Source organism: Qipengyuania rhodophyticola, assembly GCF_042493225.1.
GTDB lineage: Bacteria > Pseudomonadota > Alphaproteobacteria > Sphingomonadales > Sphingomonadaceae > Erythrobacter.
In genome coordinates this window covers 1,539,118-1,554,026 of the sequence record NZ_CP170454.1, presented here as the reverse complement: position 1 = coordinate 1,554,026, position 14,909 = coordinate 1,539,118, and the positions used below count along the sequence as shown (strand labels likewise).

At 56.2% G+C, this 14,909-nt stretch carries 16 protein-coding genes; 9 read left to right on the top strand and 7 right to left on the bottom strand.

The features are described from left to right. Nucleotides 1-21: 21 nt before the first annotated feature. Entirely contained in the window at nt 22-1,002 is a 981-nt protein-coding gene (locus tag ACFCXQ_RS07335; RefSeq protein WP_379549267.1) for a homoserine kinase, read from the top strand. A gap of 21 nt (nt 1,003-1,023) precedes the next feature. Then, entirely contained in the window at nt 1,024-1,497 is a 474-nt protein-coding gene (rnhA, locus tag ACFCXQ_RS07330; protein WP_379549265.1) for a ribonuclease HI, read from the top strand. A 26-nt stretch (nt 1,498-1,523) separates the two neighbouring features. On the opposite strand, the gene ACFCXQ_RS07325 is transcribed toward rnhA, so the two are convergent. The 3 genes from ACFCXQ_RS07325 to ACFCXQ_RS07315 form a co-directional block, all read right to left on the bottom strand. Next, a complete protein-coding gene (locus tag ACFCXQ_RS07325) occupies nt 1,524-1,697 on the bottom strand; it encodes a YegP family protein (RefSeq protein WP_379549263.1) in 174 nt (57 codons plus the stop codon). An 89-nt stretch (nt 1,698-1,786) separates the two neighbouring features. Beyond that, nucleotides 1,787-2,881 (bottom strand): NAD(P)/FAD-dependent oxidoreductase, encoded by a 1,095-nt coding sequence (locus ACFCXQ_RS07320; protein ID WP_379549261.1) that lies wholly within the window; start codon nt 2,879-2,881, stop codon nt 1,787-1,789. A gap of 5 nt (nt 2,882-2,886) precedes the next feature. After that, nucleotides 2,887-3,891 carry an alpha/beta fold hydrolase gene (locus tag ACFCXQ_RS07315; protein WP_379549259.1) on the bottom strand — a complete coding sequence of 335 codons (1,005 nt, stop codon included), beginning with the start codon at nt 3,889-3,891 and terminating at the stop codon, nt 2,887-2,889. Nucleotides 3,892-3,971: 80 nt separating this feature from the next. On the opposite strand from ACFCXQ_RS07315, the gene ACFCXQ_RS07310 reads away from it, so the two are divergent. The 7 genes from ACFCXQ_RS07310 (at nt 3,972) to ACFCXQ_RS07280 (ending at nt 11,226) form a co-directional block, all read left to right on the top strand. Further along, complete coding sequence (locus ACFCXQ_RS07310; protein ID WP_379549257.1) at nt 3,972-4,460, top strand: A24 family peptidase; 489 nt, start codon at nt 3,972-3,974, stop codon at nt 4,458-4,460. Between the two features lie 95 nt (nt 4,461-4,555). Beyond that, nucleotides 4,556-5,590 (top strand): Flp pilus assembly protein CpaB, encoded by a 1,035-nt coding sequence (gene cpaB / locus ACFCXQ_RS07305; RefSeq protein ID WP_379549255.1) that lies wholly within the window; start codon nt 4,556-4,558, stop codon nt 5,588-5,590. A 38-nt stretch (nt 5,591-5,628) separates the two neighbouring features. Then, nucleotides 5,629-7,182, top strand: coding sequence for a type II and III secretion system protein family protein (locus ACFCXQ_RS07300; RefSeq protein ID WP_379549253.1), 1,554 nt, complete (start codon nt 5,629-5,631; stop codon nt 7,180-7,182). A 26-nt stretch (nt 7,183-7,208) separates the two neighbouring features. Beyond that, nucleotides 7,209-7,853, top strand: a complete 645-nt coding sequence (locus ACFCXQ_RS07295) for a CpaD family pilus assembly protein (protein ID WP_379554494.1) — start codon at nt 7,209-7,211, stop codon at nt 7,851-7,853. A gap of 3 nt (nt 7,854-7,856) precedes the next feature. Next, nucleotides 7,857-9,146, top strand: a complete 1,290-nt coding sequence (locus ACFCXQ_RS07290; protein WP_379554492.1) for a pilus assembly protein CpaE — start codon at nt 7,857-7,859, stop codon at nt 9,144-9,146. An 84-nt stretch (nt 9,147-9,230) separates the two neighbouring features. Beyond that, the gene (locus ACFCXQ_RS07285; RefSeq protein ID WP_379554490.1) at nt 9,231-10,202 is read left to right on the top strand and encodes a type II secretion system F family protein; all 972 of its coding nucleotides are present in this window, start codon (nt 9,231-9,233) and stop codon (nt 10,200-10,202) included. Between the two features lie 19 nt (nt 10,203-10,221). Next, the gene (locus ACFCXQ_RS07280; RefSeq protein WP_379554488.1) at nt 10,222-11,226 is read left to right on the top strand and encodes a type II secretion system F family protein; all 1,005 of its coding nucleotides are present in this window, start codon (nt 10,222-10,224) and stop codon (nt 11,224-11,226) included. 109 nt (nt 11,227-11,335) lie between these two features. On the opposite strand, the gene ACFCXQ_RS07275 is transcribed toward ACFCXQ_RS07280, so the two are convergent. The 4 genes from ACFCXQ_RS07275 to ACFCXQ_RS07260 form a co-directional block, all read right to left on the bottom strand. After that, a complete protein-coding gene (locus ACFCXQ_RS07275) occupies nt 11,336-11,806 on the bottom strand; it encodes a MarR family winged helix-turn-helix transcriptional regulator (RefSeq protein WP_379554486.1) in 471 nt (156 codons plus the stop codon). 105 nt (nt 11,807-11,911) lie between these two features. Beyond that, nucleotides 11,912-12,784, bottom strand: a complete 873-nt coding sequence (locus ACFCXQ_RS07270; RefSeq protein ID WP_379554484.1) for a crotonase/enoyl-CoA hydratase family protein — start codon at nt 12,782-12,784, stop codon at nt 11,912-11,914. Between the two features lie 66 nt (nt 12,785-12,850). Continuing rightward, the gene (locus ACFCXQ_RS07265; protein WP_379554482.1) at nt 12,851-13,636 is read right to left on the bottom strand and encodes an SDR family NAD(P)-dependent oxidoreductase; all 786 of its coding nucleotides are present in this window, start codon (nt 13,634-13,636) and stop codon (nt 12,851-12,853) included. A 58-nt stretch (nt 13,637-13,694) separates the two neighbouring features. Then, nucleotides 13,695-14,867: an acetyl-CoA C-acetyltransferase gene (locus ACFCXQ_RS07260; RefSeq protein ID WP_379554481.1), complete on the bottom strand. Its 1,173-nt coding sequence runs from the start codon at nt 14,865-14,867 to the stop codon at nt 13,695-13,697. Between the last annotated feature and the right edge of the window lie 42 nt (nt 14,868-14,909).

Sequence of the window (14,909 nt, the reverse complement as noted above, 5' to 3'; positions counted from 1 at the left end):
CTTTTTCGAAGCGCTTGACCAGTGGCCGTCTACACACATTTATCTTCCGAGCAGCTCGCTGAACTCATTGCTGAATATGATGTTGGCACGCTGACATCGGCGAAGGGCATCGCTGAAGGCATTTCCAACTCGAACTGGCTGATCGGCACAACCGGTAAAGACGGGAGCGGCGCACGCTTTATCCTGACCATGTATGAGCGGCGCATTGAGAAATCCGATTTACCCTTCTTTCTTGGGTTACTCGATCATCTGGCCAGCAAAGGCTGCCCAGTCCCCGCAACGATTCATGACCGCACTGGCGCTGCATTCCGCGAGATTGATGGCAAAGCCGTTGCTCTCATCGAATATTTGCCGGGCGTGTCAGTGGATCATCCAACCACCGCGCAAGCCCGCTCTGTAGGCCGAGCGTTGGCGCGTAATCATTTGGCGGTCGCCGATTTCCCCCATTCGCGCCAAAATGCACTGAGCTTGCTCGGCTGGGCCAAGGCACTCAAATCTTGCGGAGACGATGCCCTCGCAACGATCGATCCATCTCTTCCCGATATTGCATTTGAGGAATTGAGCACATTGGCGACAACTTGGCCAGATAGCCTTCCGGGCGGTGTCGTCCATTGCGATTTGTTTCCCGACAATGTGCTGATGCTGGGCGATGAAGTGAGCGGGCTGATCGACTTCTATTTCGCCGCGACGGACTTCTTTGCCTACGATCTCGCCGTTACCCACGCAGCGTGGTCATTCGAGCGTGGTGGCCACGCTTTCCGCGAGGATATTGGGTGGGCCCTGCTTGAAGGCTACGAAGAAGTTCGCCCCCTGAACCCTGCGGAACAGGAAGCGATGCCATGGCTAGCGCGCGGGGCATGCATGCGTTTCATCGCTAGCCGCGCTGAAGATTGGCTCGACACACCTGAAGAAGTGCAAGTCACGCGCAAGGATCCCATGGATTTTGTCCGACGCCTGAAACTATACGCCGAAAATGGCGCTAAGATCTTCGCGCACCGCTAAAATCACCGCTAGAGAGCAGTAATGAAACGCGTTGAGCTATTCACTGATGGTGCCTGCAAGGGCAACCCCGGGCCGGGCGGCTGGGGCGCGCTTCTGCGCCTTGGCAAGCATGAAAAAGAGTTGTCAGGCAGTGAACCAGATACGACGAATAATCGGATGGAAATGACCGCAACTATTCGTGGGCTTGGCGCGCTGATCGAACCCTGCGAGGTCGATCTCTACACCGATAGTAAATATGTGATCGATGGGATCACCAAATGGGTCCATGGGTGGAAGAAACGCGGCTGGGTCAATGCCAGCAAGAAGCCCGTGCGCAATGCCGATTTATGGCATGAGCTGATCGAGGTGAGCGCGAAGCATCAGGTCAATTGGAATTGGGTCAAGGGCCATTCAGGCCATCCGGAAAACGAGCGCGTGGACAAGCTCGCGAGTGATGCAGCGATGCAGGCTGCAATCCAAGAGGTAACGAGCGAGGCGACGGACGCCGAGAATTAGCCGGCGCCCATCCACCTCAATCTGGCTTAGCTGTTGTCTTCGACAGGTGCGCCAGGGCCATTTTTCTTGATCGAGTCAATCGCGTTTTGCGCGCTCGACTTGCTTGAATAGCCTTGTGTCGAGAACATGACTTCGCTGTTGTAGCTGAAGCGCACGCGGAATTCGCCGGCTTTGTCTTTGTAGATTTCGAACTTGTGCATTGTGAAATTCTCCCAATCTTATTGTGTGAACTGGAACGGATGCCGAGCAGCACCTGCACTAAGCACCCTAACGAACCAAATAGCTTTTTCTAGACAAACCTTTGGGGGCTGTAACGCACCGCATCGATTGAGCGGGTCATTTCATCGCGTTCCCGGCCTAAGAGCAGCTGCGCAGCCAACCGCGCGGCGGCTGGTGAAGTCTGAATTCCGTAGCCGCCCTGCCCCGCAAACCACGCAAAACCGGGGCATTGCGGGTCATAACCGTAGACCGGAAGACGATCTGACGCAAAACTGCGCAGACCCGCCCAACGATGCTCAACCGCCTCGATGTACCAATTGCAAACATTGGTAAACCGGTCGAGCGCGAGCGCCACATCCAGCTCTTCAGGCGCTGCATCACACGGATCACTTGGCGTTTCATCATGCGGGCTGAGCCATAATCGCCCCGCTTCAGGCTTGAAATAAAAGTCCCCATTGATGTCGAGCACCAGAGGCAGCGTGTCAGGCGGTGCTGGGTTAGTGCGGATCTGAACGACGGTTCGGCGTAGAGGGGTGATGCCAATAGGCCGCGCACCAGCCATCTCTGCTATACCGTCTGCCCACGCGCCTGCGGCGTTGACCAGCGTCTTCGCCTTGAAATACTCGCCATCCGCAGTGCGTAAATCCCACTGCTCGTCGCTGCGCGTGGCCGACACCAGCCGCGCGCGCACCTCTAGATCCACCCCGCGCGCTTTCCCCAGCTTCAAATAATGCGCATGCAGCGCGCTCACGTTGATATCTGCGCAGGCAGGTTCCCAAATGGCATCACGCCATGCAGGCTGCAGGCCGGGCAGCCGGGCCTCTAGCCCCGCTTGGTCAAGCCGTTCAAAGCTCGCGCCCGTGCCGGAGAAACGCCGCTCAAACTCGTCCAATTGAGCCCGGTCTTCCTCGCGCCCTATATAAAGAGCGCCGCGATTAGTGAGAAAGCCGTGCTCTCTAAGGTAAGGCCCCGATGCAAGCGTCAGCGGGACGATTTCAGGCCCGCCATAGCATTCTTCCCAAAAGGCCGCTGACCGGCCCGTCGCATGATATCCGGGCTGATCCTCGCCTTCGAGGACAAGCACGCTTGCATGATCTGCCAGCTCCGCCGAGAGACTCGCCCCGGCAATCCCTGCGCCAACAATAGCAAAATCATAAATTATCATTGCGGTTAACCTGCCGAGGAGATGCGGCCAAGAAACGCAAAGATCGCATCCATTGCTCGGTCACGTACCGCATCGGTTTCGCGCAATATCTCGTGATGCGCGTCCTCGCCAAACTCAACCAATTCAGCCTTGGGGAAACGCTTTGCAGCGCGCACAGCCGCCTGATGGGAAACCAACCGATCATCGCGCGTCGACAAAATCAAAACCGGAGTTCCAGCCCGCTCCATCCCGCCAGGCGTCTCTAGCGAGCGCGTCGAGGCATAAGCCCGTTCCACCCAGCGCCAGCTACCCGGCCCCATGACCAACTCTGGTCGCTCATCGCGCCACCAAAGCTCATCAGCATACCGCTCATCATCATGGGTCAGCAAAGCCTGACGAGAGGCAGGCACCTCGCCCGGCTTCTCGCTCCATTTCCATGCGGGACGCATCGGGTTGCCAATTCGGCACATGAGCCGCGCGGCCACATGTTGAACGGCCATGGGAAGCGGAGGCCCTGCCATCCGCAGCATCGGTGCAGACAGAACAAGACCGTCGGGATCGACGCGGCGTTCAACCACTGCTCGCGTGAGCAAATGCCCGCCCATGGAGTGGCCTACAAGAATGTGCGGCCCCGGCGTGCTGGCCTTCCAAGAGGTCCAGAAATGCGCCAGGTCATCGAGCCACACCGAAAAGTCTTCAATATGTCCCGTAACAGGGTCATTACCAAGACGGCCCGAGCCGGCCTGCCCACGCCAGTCAGATGCGGTCACCCGCCAGCCAGCCCTGTGCAACTCCTCCAGCGTCTCAAGGTATTTCTCGTAATTATCACCGCGTCCAGGAAAGAACAGGATAGAACCACGGGCACTGCCAGGATCACTAGCAGCGGCACCCGGCCAGTCTATTCGACGAATTTGGGAACCATCGGGCGTAGACCAAAAGGTCTCGCGTGCATGCGCAGGAATGACACGGCGATCGATTGGGTCGCCCATTGCATCAGCCCGTTCGCTGGTCTGTCCGCTAGGTCGTTCCATGCACCCTCAAAAAACTTGGTTACTGTTTGGTAAGTCATATTCTGTAGCAACGCATCCAAAGGGAATTCCCGAGGATTGTGATGTTATACGAAAACTTTTCCTACGTATTGCTGGGCGGATTAGCAATTCTGCTGATTGTGGCCGCGTTCACCGATCTGCGTGAACGCAAGATCGCCAATTGGCTTAATGCAACTATCGCCATCTCTGCACCACTATTTTGGTGGGCGAGCGGCCTTTCATTGTGGCCGGGCGTCGCCATGCAATTGGGCGTAGCTGTCGCAGCATTTGTCATCCTCGCGGGTTTGTTTGCTTTAAAGGCAATGGGCGGCGGCGATGTAAAGTTGCTGACAGCGCTCGCATTGTGGGTCCCGCCCGCTGCATTCTTGAAGCTGGTCGTCATCATGGCGATCGCTGGCGGTGTTCTCACCATTCTGTTTGGCGCTTGGCACATCATGCGCCGACGCAAAGATCGAATCGCCATTCCTTATGGTGTGGCCATAGCATTTGCCGCAATTTGGGTGATCACCGCTGACGGTCCGAGCTGGGCCGGAAGCACAATTACACTGTGATGAAAACCCGATCTTAACCAATCCGGTCTTATGCCGGGAAACCATAGAAGCCTGCACCTTTCTTTCGCAGGCTCAACGAGGGGGCTTGAATAGCCATGGATAGGAAAAAGCTGATTCTTTTGGTGGGCGCACTGGTCATTGCGATCGGTACTGCGCTTGTTGCACGGAGCATGTTTGCTGGCGCTGCTGCACCGCAAGCAGAAGCTGCTGCACCCGAGCCAGAAGGCCCGAAGGTGCTGGTCGCTCAGCGTGCATTGCCAACAGGTACAATCATTACCGCAGATGCTCTGAGCTATCAGCAGTGGCCAGAGGAACTGGTGCAGGACGCGTACTTCATTGATGGCGAATCTGACATCAATTCGCTTCTTGGTACTGTGGTACGCCATTCCATCACGGCTGGTGAGCCGGTCACGCAAGGCTCGCTTGTTAGCCCTGGCGACCGCGGCTTCCTCGCAGCGGCTCTGACACCCGGCATGCGCGCCATCACCATTCCGGTTGATGCCCGCGCTGGTGTTGCTGGCTTCGTTTTCCCGGGGGACCGTGTTGACATGGTTCTCACGCAAACCGTGCCAGGTGAAGAGCAAGATGTGCAAACGTCAGAAACCATTCTTCGTAACCTTCGCGTTTTGGCAACTGACCAATCAACCACGCAAGCGACTAATGAGAACGGCGATACGATTGTTCGCAAGTTCAGCATGGTAACAATGGAAGTGACACCGCAGCTGGCCGAGAAAGTCTCCGTGGCCCAAACGCTGGGCACGCTTAGCCTCTCGCTTCGCTCACTCGCTGACAACCAAAGCGAGCTGGAAAATGCTATTGCGAACGGTTCGATCACCATCCCAGAGGGTGCGACACCGGCTGAAGAAGAGCGGATCCTGCGTCAGGCTGTTGCTCGTCCAAAAGACGGTCGCACTACGTATGTGACCGGCGGTCAAGTGTCACGCTTCCGTCCGAGCTCGCTCAAGAAGCCTGTTCCCGATCCGGGCCCGCAGGTGCGTGTAACCCGCGGTGACCGCGTGTCGACTGTCACAATCGGTAAGGGCGGAGCGCAAGAGGCTTTGTCAGCAACCGCGAATGGCGTGCAGCAAGCCGGTGAGACGGTGCCAGCCGCCCTCTCAACACTCCGCTAATTTAACAGATTTTGGATCAGCCAAAAGGGGCAAGATCAATGAAACGTCGTCTATTCAAACAAACGCTGCTCGCCAGCCTGGCGCTTACGCCACTGGCCGCTGTGCCGGCGACCACCGCCAACGCGCAGGCAGTCGTAAAGCCAGCGGGTGAAATCGTCCTCTCGATCGGTCGCGGCGAACTGGTGAATGTACCAGGATCCATGGCCGACGTTTTCGTCGCCAATGATCAAATCGCTGATGTGCAGATCAAATCGCAAAGCCAGCTTTTCGTGCTCGGCAAATCGGGCGGTGAGACCACTTTGTATGCGAGTAACGCTCGCGGTGACATCATTTGGTCAACCACCATCCGTGTGGGTTCGAACATCGGCAGCATCGATCAGATGCTTGCTCTTGCAATGCCTGCTGCGAAGATCGGCGTTGCCACTATGGGTGACAACACGGTCCTTTTGACTGGCACCGTTGCCAACCCAGAGGATGCTGCAGAAGCGCAGAATTTGGTTGAAGCATTTGTTGGCGGCGAAACAAACGTCATCAGTCGCTTGCGCATGGCAACACCTCTCCAAGTGAACCTGCGGGTTCGCTTTGCTGAGGTTAGCCGCTCGCTGGTCCGGCAGTTGGGGGCCAACCTGATCACTGCTGATCCGACAAGCGGCTTCCGCTTTGGCATCACCACAGGCCGCAGCTTCACACCGCAGTTCAACGTTGGTTTTCCAACCGACACCACAGCTCTCTTTGCTGGTGTGGAAGACGTGAGCGATGGCTCGAACCTGGTTACGTCGACAAACCAAGGTTCAACTCTTGGTGCTTTTGGCAGCCTACTCGGTCTAGACATAGGCAGCGCATTAGACCTCGCCGAGCGTCAAGGACTGGTCACGACATTGTCGCAGCCAAACCTTACTGCGCTCTCGGGTGAAACCGCTGAATTTCTTGCTGGCGGCGAATTTCCAATTCCGCTCAGCCAAGGCCTCGGTTCAACCACAGTTGAATATCGCGACTTCGGTGTGAGCCTTGCTTACACACCAACAGTCCTTTCAAACGGCCGCATTTCACTACGCGTTCGTCCAGAAGTGTCCGAGTTGTCATCGCAAGGCGCGGTCACGCTAAACGGCTTCCAAATCCCGGCGTTGACCATCCGCCGTGCTGAGACAACGATTGAGCTTGGCTCCGGCCAGAGCTTCATGATCGCTGGTCTGATGAGCAACAACGCGCAGAGCACGATCGATAAAACACCAGGCGCTGGAGATATTCCAATCCTTGGAAACCTCTTCCGTTCGACGGAATTCCGTCGCGGTGAAACTGAGCTGGTGATCGTTGTAACACCTTATCTGGTCAAGCCAGTAAGCGATCGTGACATCGTTCTACCAACAGACGGCTTCCACGCGCCAAATGACGCAAAGCGGGTTCTGTTGAACCGCGATACCGACGGAGTTAGCGGCTCTACACGGCCATTGCCTACAACCAAGCAATCAGATGATGCGGCACCTAGCGTGTCCAGCAAAGACGCTGACACCGCAGCACCTGCTCTGACAGGCCAACCGCGCCGCAAGGAACGCACTGCAAATGCAGCCGCTCCTGGCTTTAGCTTCAAGTGAGAAGGACACGTATAATGCGCAAATCTATGAAACGAAATGTGGCAAGCGCGCTTGTTGTTTCGCTTGGCTTAACCCTCACAGCATGCGGCGGTAGCGGCTCCACCCTGAACCGCACGCTTTACAGCGTTAATCAGCCGGTCGTTGAACGCAGCACCATGACACTGGATCTTGCAACAAATGCTGGCGGAATGTCAGTCAATGAGCAGCAGCGCCTTGATGGCTGGTTCGAGACTATGGAACTTGGTTATGGCGACCGGGTTTCTCTCGATGATCCCGCAAAGAACCCTGCAACTCGTGACGTCGTCGCAGGACTGGCTAGCCGTTACGGTGTGCTTGTCGCGGACGGTTCACCAGTGACCGAGCAGTTTATTCAACCTGGCCAAGCCCGCGTTATAATCATTCGCTCGACGGCATCTGTTCCAGGTTGTCCAGACTGGTCAGAAAATTCTGATCTGAACTTCTCGAACAAGACACATTCGAACTACGGTTGTTCGACCAATGCAAATCTGGCGGCGATGATCGCGAATCCAGAGGACCTCATTGAGGGCCAAGATGGCAGCGACGAAACCACTGTTACAACGTCAACTAAGGCTATCGAAGCTTTCCGCAATCAGGCGCCAACCGGCTCAGGTGGCCTCGGCGGCGGCGGCACAGCTGGGGGAGGAAACTAAGTCATGAACGCTCCATGGAAAGCCGGCATGCCCGGAAATCGTGATCCATTCGCAGCATTTATCTGCGATGAGAATGCGCTCGACGTCCTGCGCCCTGTCGTAATTGAACTGGGCTGGGCACCGGAAAAGTGCAACAAGGGAGGCCTGCGCAATGCAGTCCAATCGCTCTCAGTCAGTGCTAGCCCAAACATTCTGCTGGTTGATTTGTCCGAGAGCGGTGACCCGCTGAACGACATCAACGCTTTGGCAGAGGTTTGCGAACCCGGCACTGTCGTGGTCGCCATCGGCCAGGTCAATGATGTTCGCCTTTACCGCGATCTACTCGCAAGCGGCATTCATGATTATCTGCTGAAGCCATTATCAGCGAGCGCCCTGCGCGATTCGCTTAATGCAGCCCAGGCCGTCTTCGCAGCCCCTAAAGGCGGCGAGCAGGAGGTGATCGAGCGCCATATCTCTACAGCAGTAGTGGGCACACGCGGCGGTGTTGGTGCATCAACGCTGGCGACTTCGCTTAGCTGGATGTTCGCCACACAGCATAACATGCCAACCGCTCTGCTTGATCTCGACATTCACTTCGGCACAGGCGCACTCGCGCTTGATCTGGAGCCGGGTCGCGGTCTGACCGACGCGATCGACAATCCCAGCCGGATTGACGGTCTGTTTATCGAGCGGGCAATGATCCGCGCACATGATAATCTGGCAATTCTCTCAGCGGAGGCACCGATCAACTCGCCTCTGATGACTGATGGTGCAGCCTTCCTCCAATTGGAAGAAGAGTTCCGTCATGCGTTCGAAATGACCATGATCGATATGCCGCGCAACATGCTGATTAACTTCCCGCATTTGATGGGCGATGTTAATGTGGTTGTCGTTGCAACGGAAATGACTTTGGCAGCTGCGCGCGATTCTATCCGCATTCTGTCATGGCTGAAGAGCCATGCAGCGCATGCAGTACCAATTGTGGTTGCTAACAAGGTCCAATCCGGCGCACAGGAAATCAGCAAAGCTGATTTTGAAGCCTCGATTGAACGTTCGATCGACTTCACCATTCCTTTCGACGCCAAGGGCGCTGCAAACGCAGCAAAATTGGGTCAGCCATTCTTGGAAGCGAACCCGCAATCCAAGGTAGCAGCGCAAATGAACGCTCTTGGAGAGCGTATCATGGGTGCCTCTGACGACGATGGTGAAGAAGGTGGTTCGGCTTCGAAGAAGTCACTTCTGGCATCCTTCGACATTAAGTCATTGCTGGCGAAAAAGAACAAGTCAGACACCGCTCCTGCGGCTGCTGATTAAGAGCGTCACAAGATCGGGATGCGCGGCCAATGCCTCGCACCCGGCCTGTGGACGTAGAACACTGAGTTGGGACGGAGATAACGCATGAGCATCATTCAGCTCGCGCTTATAGTAGCAGGAGTTATGGCTCTGCTTGTGATCGGGTATATCGCGGTCGCAGGCCCATCTCCGGCGAAAGCTGGCAAACGCCGGCTCGACGCTTTGCGCTATCGCCATTCGGAAAGCACCGACACAAAGGTTGAATCGCAGCTCAAAAAGGCGATTGCAGCCCGTAAACCCAAGCTCAACATGGCCGCAGGTGCAACTTCACGGACAGAAGCGCTAGCCATCAGGCTTGACCGAACTGGCAAAGGCTGGACTGTCAGCCAATACGCTTATGCATCATTGGGGCTTGTAGTACTTATAGGCTTGCCGATCTACCTCAAGTCGGGCGCCTTGGCGCTTGCATTGGGCGTAGGCGGAGTAATCGGCCTTGGCTTACCTCATTTGGTCGTCAACTTCATGATCAACCGCCGTACAAACGGATTTAACAGCAAGTTTCCTGACGCCATTGAACTGCTAGTTCGGGGCCTGCGTTCAGGCCTGCCTGTCACCGAGACGCTTGCTGTGGTCGCAACAGAAGTTCCTGGTCCGGTAGGCGTTGAGTTTAAAGGCATCGTTGAGCGGATCAAAATCGGACGCACAATGGAAGAGTCGCTTCAGGAAACCGCTGATCGCCTTGGCATCCCGGAGTTCAACTTCTTCTGCATCACTCTCGCTATTCAGCGCGAAACCGGCGGTAACTTGGCGGAAACGCTGTCCAACCTTGCTGACGTGCTGCGCAAACGTAGCCAAATGAAACTGAAGATCAAAGCGATGAGCTCTGAATCCAAGGCATCGGCTTACATCGTTGGCGCCCTACCGTTCATCGTCTTCGGCATGATCTGGTGGATCAACCCGGGGTACATTGGCGGCTTCTTTAGTGATGATCGCCTGATCGTAACTGGTCTCGGCGGGCTCGTTTGGATGGGCATTGGCGTCTTCATCATGGCCAAAATGGTCAGCTTCGAAATCTGAGTGAGGAAAGACTAAAGTCATGTTGGATACACCTCAGGGCCCCACCCTCCTCGGCTTCGACGTTATTCTGGTCGGATCGTTGCTAGCAGCCATTGCTGCCCTAGCAGTGATGTTCGCGATCTACACTGCGGTCACTATCAAAGACCCCATGGCCAAGCGCGTCAAAGCGCTGAATGAGCGGCGCGACCAGCTCAAGGCCGGCATTGTAACCGCAACAGCCAAGAAGCGGCAAAGCCTCGTTCGCAAGAGCGAGACATCTGACAAGTTCAAAGACTCGCTCGGCAGCATGAAATTGCTGCAGGATTCGCAAGTCGAAGATATGCAGCAAAAGCTCGCTTGGGCGGGTAACCGCAATAAAGAGCTGGCCCCGATCCTGATCGGTCTGCGATTGATCCTGCCAGTGATTTTTGGTGGTCTTGCTTTTGTACTCTTGTACCTGGTCGAGATTTATCCCGAGTGGCAGTTCAAGCGTGTTGCAGCTCTGGGCGTGGTCACCTTCCTCGCCTATAAAGGGCCGGAGATTTACCTTAAGAACCTCGCTTCAAAGCGTACTGATGCAATCCGTAAAGGCCTACCCGACGCACTCGACTTGCTGGTGATCTGCGCAGAAGCCGGTCTGACCGTTGATGCAGCGTTTAATCGCGTGGCTAAAGAGTTGGGACGGGCTTACCCAGAACTAGGTGACGAATTTGCCCTGACGGCGATTGAGCTTTCGTTCCTCAGCGAACGGAAACATGCCTTCGACAACCTTGCTTATCGCGTGGATTTGGAAGCGGTAAAGGGCGTTGTTACGACCATGGTTCAAACCGAACGTTATGGTACGCCGCTGGCAAGCGCATTGCGTGTTTTGTCAGCTGAATTTCGGAACGAGCGGATGATGCGCGCTGAAGAAAAAGCTGCGCGTCTCCCGGCTATCATGACAGTCCCGCTCATTCTGTTCATTTTGCCTGTGCTCTTCATCGTGATCCTTGGTCCAGCGGCCTGTTCGATCTCGGATGCGTTCTCAGGCGATACTCTTGCCTAAGATACCCACTACGGGAAAACAAAGCCCGGGCAGTCACGCGACTGCTCGGGCTTTTTGTTAGTTTGCTGGGAGTGCTGAAACGAGACGTTCTAAACGTCTTACCGTCACTCTAGCTCAGCGCCGTATCGTCAAATTCGCCAGCAGCCTTGCGGATCAAAATCAGCAGATCGCGCAATTTCTGCTGGTCGTGCTTACTCAGAGCGCCGAAGAGCTCGCCCTCAATCGCTTCAGCCAATGGCATGATGCGATCATGAACCGAGCGGCCCTCTTCGGTTAGCTCGAGCAAGTGCGAGCGCCCGTCATTCTCATTGGGGCGGCGCGCGGCTAGGCCGCGATCTTCCAGAGCCTTGCATGCGCGGTTAACCGGCACCTTGTCCATCAACGTCATTTGCGTGAGTTCCCGCTGCGTCAATGCGCCAGCATCACCGAGCACCGCCATAATCCGCCATTCCATCACATTCAGGCCAAAACGCGCATGATATTGCTTAGCTATCCGTGCCGAAACCGCATTTGAGGCGATCGACAGCTGATAGGGAAGAAAATTGGCCAGACTTCTGGATGGTGTCGTTTTAGGCGACATTTTTGACTGGGGCTTTGGTGCGTGCATTACGCGACATTAGCTCGCAGCAGTGCAAATTCAAGTTTCACTCGAAACTACATTGCCAATATCCCCTTGGAGGAGAGCCTAGTCGTATTCGGCCTCGTCCCACCACGGGTAAAAATCAGGCATGTCCTCGCTAACTTTTGCAGGATACTCTGGAGCTCGCTTTTCAAGGAAGCTCGCAATTCCCTCTTTCGCATCCTTACCGCGCGAGAGGCGGTAAATGGCCCGGCTATCAATCTTGTGCGCGTCCATCGGATGATCGGCGGCAGATAGGCGGTACATCATCGCCCGCGTCATCGCGACAGAGACAGCCGAGGTGTTGTCTGCAATTTCCTGCGCGAGGCCCTGGGCAGCGGACATCAGGTCAGCCGGTGCGTGGATGGACCGGATCAGACCGCCGGCCTTGGCTTCTTCAGCATCGAAAACGCGGCCTGAATAACACCATTCAAGCGCCTGGCTGATCCCTACGATCTTGGGGAGAAACCAGCTCGATGCAGCCTCTGGCACGATCCCGCGCCGCGCAAACACAAAGCCATAGCGCGCCGTGTCAGCGGCAAGACGCATGTCCATCGCCAATTGCATCGTCGCGCCGACACCCACCGCAACACCATTGCAGGCGGAGATCAATGGCTTCTTGCTTTCGAAGAGGCGCAAGGTGAGGAGACCGCCGCCATCGCGCACTTTCGGATCCGACAAGTCCTCCACTTCAGTTGGATCAGAAAAGACATGCCCGCCGCCTTCCGGCGTCAGGTCAGCGCCAGCGCAAAAGGCCCGGTCGCCCGAGCCTGTAAAGATCACCGCGCGCACATCATCATCGGCATCGATCTGGTCCATCGCAGCCATGATCTCCTGACCCATAGTCCGGGTATAGGCGTTCATCTTCTCAGGCCGATTAAGCGTGATCGTCGCAATCTTGTCGTCAATATCGAGCTTGATCTGAGTGAAGTCGGTCATGGCGGTGGTTCCTCTCTGCAAATGAAAAGGGCGGCCTGTTCGCCGCCCCTCCCTCTTTCTTCTCGCTTATCTCGGCGCCATCCGAATAGCGCCATCGAGGCGGACATCTTCGCCATTGAAGTAGCCGGTTTCTATCATCGTCATCGCGAGCTTAGCATACTCTTCGGGCAGGCCGAGACGCTTGGGGAACGGGACAGATGCGGCCAGCGCCTCCTTCACCTGAGGCGGCGCTGCATTCATCAGCGGGGTCTCAAAAATGCCCGGCAGGATTGTATTCACGCGGATGCCCTCACGCATCAGGTCGCGTGCGATTGGCAGGGTCATACCGACAACGCCGCCCTTAGAGGCTGAGTAAGCTGCTTGGCCCATTTGGCCATCTTCCGCCGCAACCGATGCCGTGTTGACCATCGCGCCGCGCGCGCCGTCTTCGCCCAACGGATCGAGCGTCATCATTCCCGCAGCCGATTTTGCGATGCAGCGGAATGTGCCGATTAGATTCACCTGAATAACAAAATCGAACGCAGAGATAGGGAAATGCTTGATTTCGCCCGATTGCTTATCGCGGCTAGCGGTTTTGATCGCATTGCCGATCCCTGCGCAGTTCACCAGGATACGCTCTTGGCCATGTGCTTCGCGTGCTTTGGCAAAGCCTGCGTCCACGTCTTCATCGCTGGTCACATTGACCTTGCAGAACACGCCGCCGATCTCAGCGGCCATGGCCTCGCCCTTTTCTTCATTCATGTCGAAGATGGCGACTTTCGCGCCTTTCGCGGCGAGCGCCCGAGCAGTTGCTGCGCCAAGGCCGGATGCGCCGCCCGTTACAACAGCAGGTGTGTTGGCTGATACTTCCATGAGTATTTCCTCTCAGATTTGAAAATTCGAAATAGTGGGGCCAGCGTGGCCGAAAAGATTAAAGCGATTCAACGATAGTTACGTTAGCAACGCCGCCGCCCTCACACATGGTCTGAAGACCGTATTTCTTGCCGCGCGCTTTCAGCGCATGGACAAGCGTGGTCATCAACTTGGTGCCCGAAGAGCCCAGCGGATGGCCTAGAGCGATCGCTCCGCCATTAACGTTGAGACGATCCGGGTCGCCGCCCGTGTGCTTGAGCCACGCCATTGGGACCGGAGCGAACGCTTCGTTCACTTCGTAAAGGTCGATGTCATCGATCTTCATTCCAGCTCGCTCCAGAGCGCGGTCAGTCGCAAAAAGTGGTTCTTCGAGCATGATCACCGGGTCGCCCGCCGTCACAGTGAGGTTGTGAATGCGCGCCACTGGGGTCAGGCCATGGGTCTTAAGCGTTTCTTCATTCACCACCAAGACCGCGCTGGAACCATCGCAGATCTGACTCGAGGTCGCCGCGGTAACCACGCCGTCCGGGCTAAGCAGTTTAACGCCCGCAATCCCCTCAAGCGTCGCGTCAAAGCGGATGCCCTCATCCACAGTATGTGTGTCATCACCCTCGGGCGTTTCAATCGCTATCGGAACAATCTCATTCGCAAAGGCGCCGCCATTAGTCGCGGCAATCGCTTTTTCATGGCTGCCCAGTGCGAACTCATCGAGCTCGTCCTTAGAAAAACCGTGCTTCTTCGCGATCATTTCAGCGCCAACAAATTGCGACCACTGAATGCCGGGATACTTTTCTTCAAGGGCCGGCGATTTGTAATTGCCCAAGCCCTCTTTCATGTGAAACATCGCGGTTGAGCCCATCGGTACGCGGGTCATGCTCTCAACACCTGCCGCGATCACCGCATCCTGAGTTCCGCTCATGACTGCTTGTGCAGCGAACTGGATCGCTTGCTGGGATGAGCCGCACTGCCGGTCAATTGTAACAGCCGGTGTGCCCTCACCCAAATGCTTGGTCGCAAGCACGGCATTACGGCCAACTTGCATCGCCTGCTCACCGCCCTGCATGACGCAGCCCATCACCACATCATCAATCGCCTTGGGGTCGATCCCGCTGCGCTCGACCACCGCGTCCAAAGACTGCGCCGCCAGATCAACTGGGTGGATACCCGCAAGACGGCCGCCGCGCCGCCCACCAGCAGTTCTTACGGCATCGACAATATAGGCTGTGGTCATAGGGCGTTCCTTCGTGAAATTTGCTTTTGACAGAGGCCTAGT

What these genes read in the sequence shown, in the direction of transcription:
- rnhA (WP_379549265.1), top strand. Translation starts at nt 1,024, where the DNA reads ATGAAACGCGTTGAGCTATTCACTGATGGTGCCTGCAAGGGCAACCCC.
- ACFCXQ_RS07325 (WP_379549263.1), bottom strand. Translation starts at nt 1,697, where the DNA reads ATGCACAAGTTCGAAATCTACAAAGACAAAGCCGGCGAATTCCGCGTG.
- ACFCXQ_RS07320 (WP_379549261.1), bottom strand. Translation starts at nt 2,881, where the DNA reads ATGATAATTTATGATTTTGCTATTGTTGGCGCAGGGATTGCCGGGGCG.
- ACFCXQ_RS07315 (WP_379549259.1), bottom strand. Translation starts at nt 3,891, where the DNA reads ATGGAACGACCTAGCGGACAGACCAGCGAACGGGCTGATGCAATGGGC.
- ACFCXQ_RS07310 (WP_379549257.1), top strand. Translation starts at nt 3,972, where the DNA reads ATGTTATACGAAAACTTTTCCTACGTATTGCTGGGCGGATTAGCAATT.
- cpaB (WP_379549255.1), top strand. Translation starts at nt 4,556, where the DNA reads ATGGATAGGAAAAAGCTGATTCTTTTGGTGGGCGCACTGGTCATTGCG.
- ACFCXQ_RS07300 (WP_379549253.1), top strand. Translation starts at nt 5,629, where the DNA reads ATGAAACGTCGTCTATTCAAACAAACGCTGCTCGCCAGCCTGGCGCTT.
- ACFCXQ_RS07295 (WP_379554494.1), top strand. Translation starts at nt 7,209, where the DNA reads ATGAAACGAAATGTGGCAAGCGCGCTTGTTGTTTCGCTTGGCTTAACC.
- ACFCXQ_RS07290 (WP_379554492.1), top strand. Translation starts at nt 7,857, where the DNA reads ATGAACGCTCCATGGAAAGCCGGCATGCCCGGAAATCGTGATCCATTC.
- ACFCXQ_RS07285 (WP_379554490.1), top strand. Translation starts at nt 9,231, where the DNA reads ATGAGCATCATTCAGCTCGCGCTTATAGTAGCAGGAGTTATGGCTCTG.
- ACFCXQ_RS07280 (WP_379554488.1), top strand. Translation starts at nt 10,222, where the DNA reads ATGTTGGATACACCTCAGGGCCCCACCCTCCTCGGCTTCGACGTTATT.
- ACFCXQ_RS07275 (WP_379554486.1), bottom strand. Translation starts at nt 11,806, where the DNA reads ATGTCGCCTAAAACGACACCATCCAGAAGTCTGGCCAATTTTCTTCCC.
- ACFCXQ_RS07270 (WP_379554484.1), bottom strand. Translation starts at nt 12,784, where the DNA reads ATGACCGACTTCACTCAGATCAAGCTCGATATTGACGACAAGATTGCG.
- ACFCXQ_RS07265 (WP_379554482.1), bottom strand. Translation starts at nt 13,636, where the DNA reads ATGGAAGTATCAGCCAACACACCTGCTGTTGTAACGGGCGGCGCATCC.
- ACFCXQ_RS07260 (WP_379554481.1), bottom strand. Translation starts at nt 14,867, where the DNA reads ATGACCACAGCCTATATTGTCGATGCCGTAAGAACTGCTGGTGGGCGG.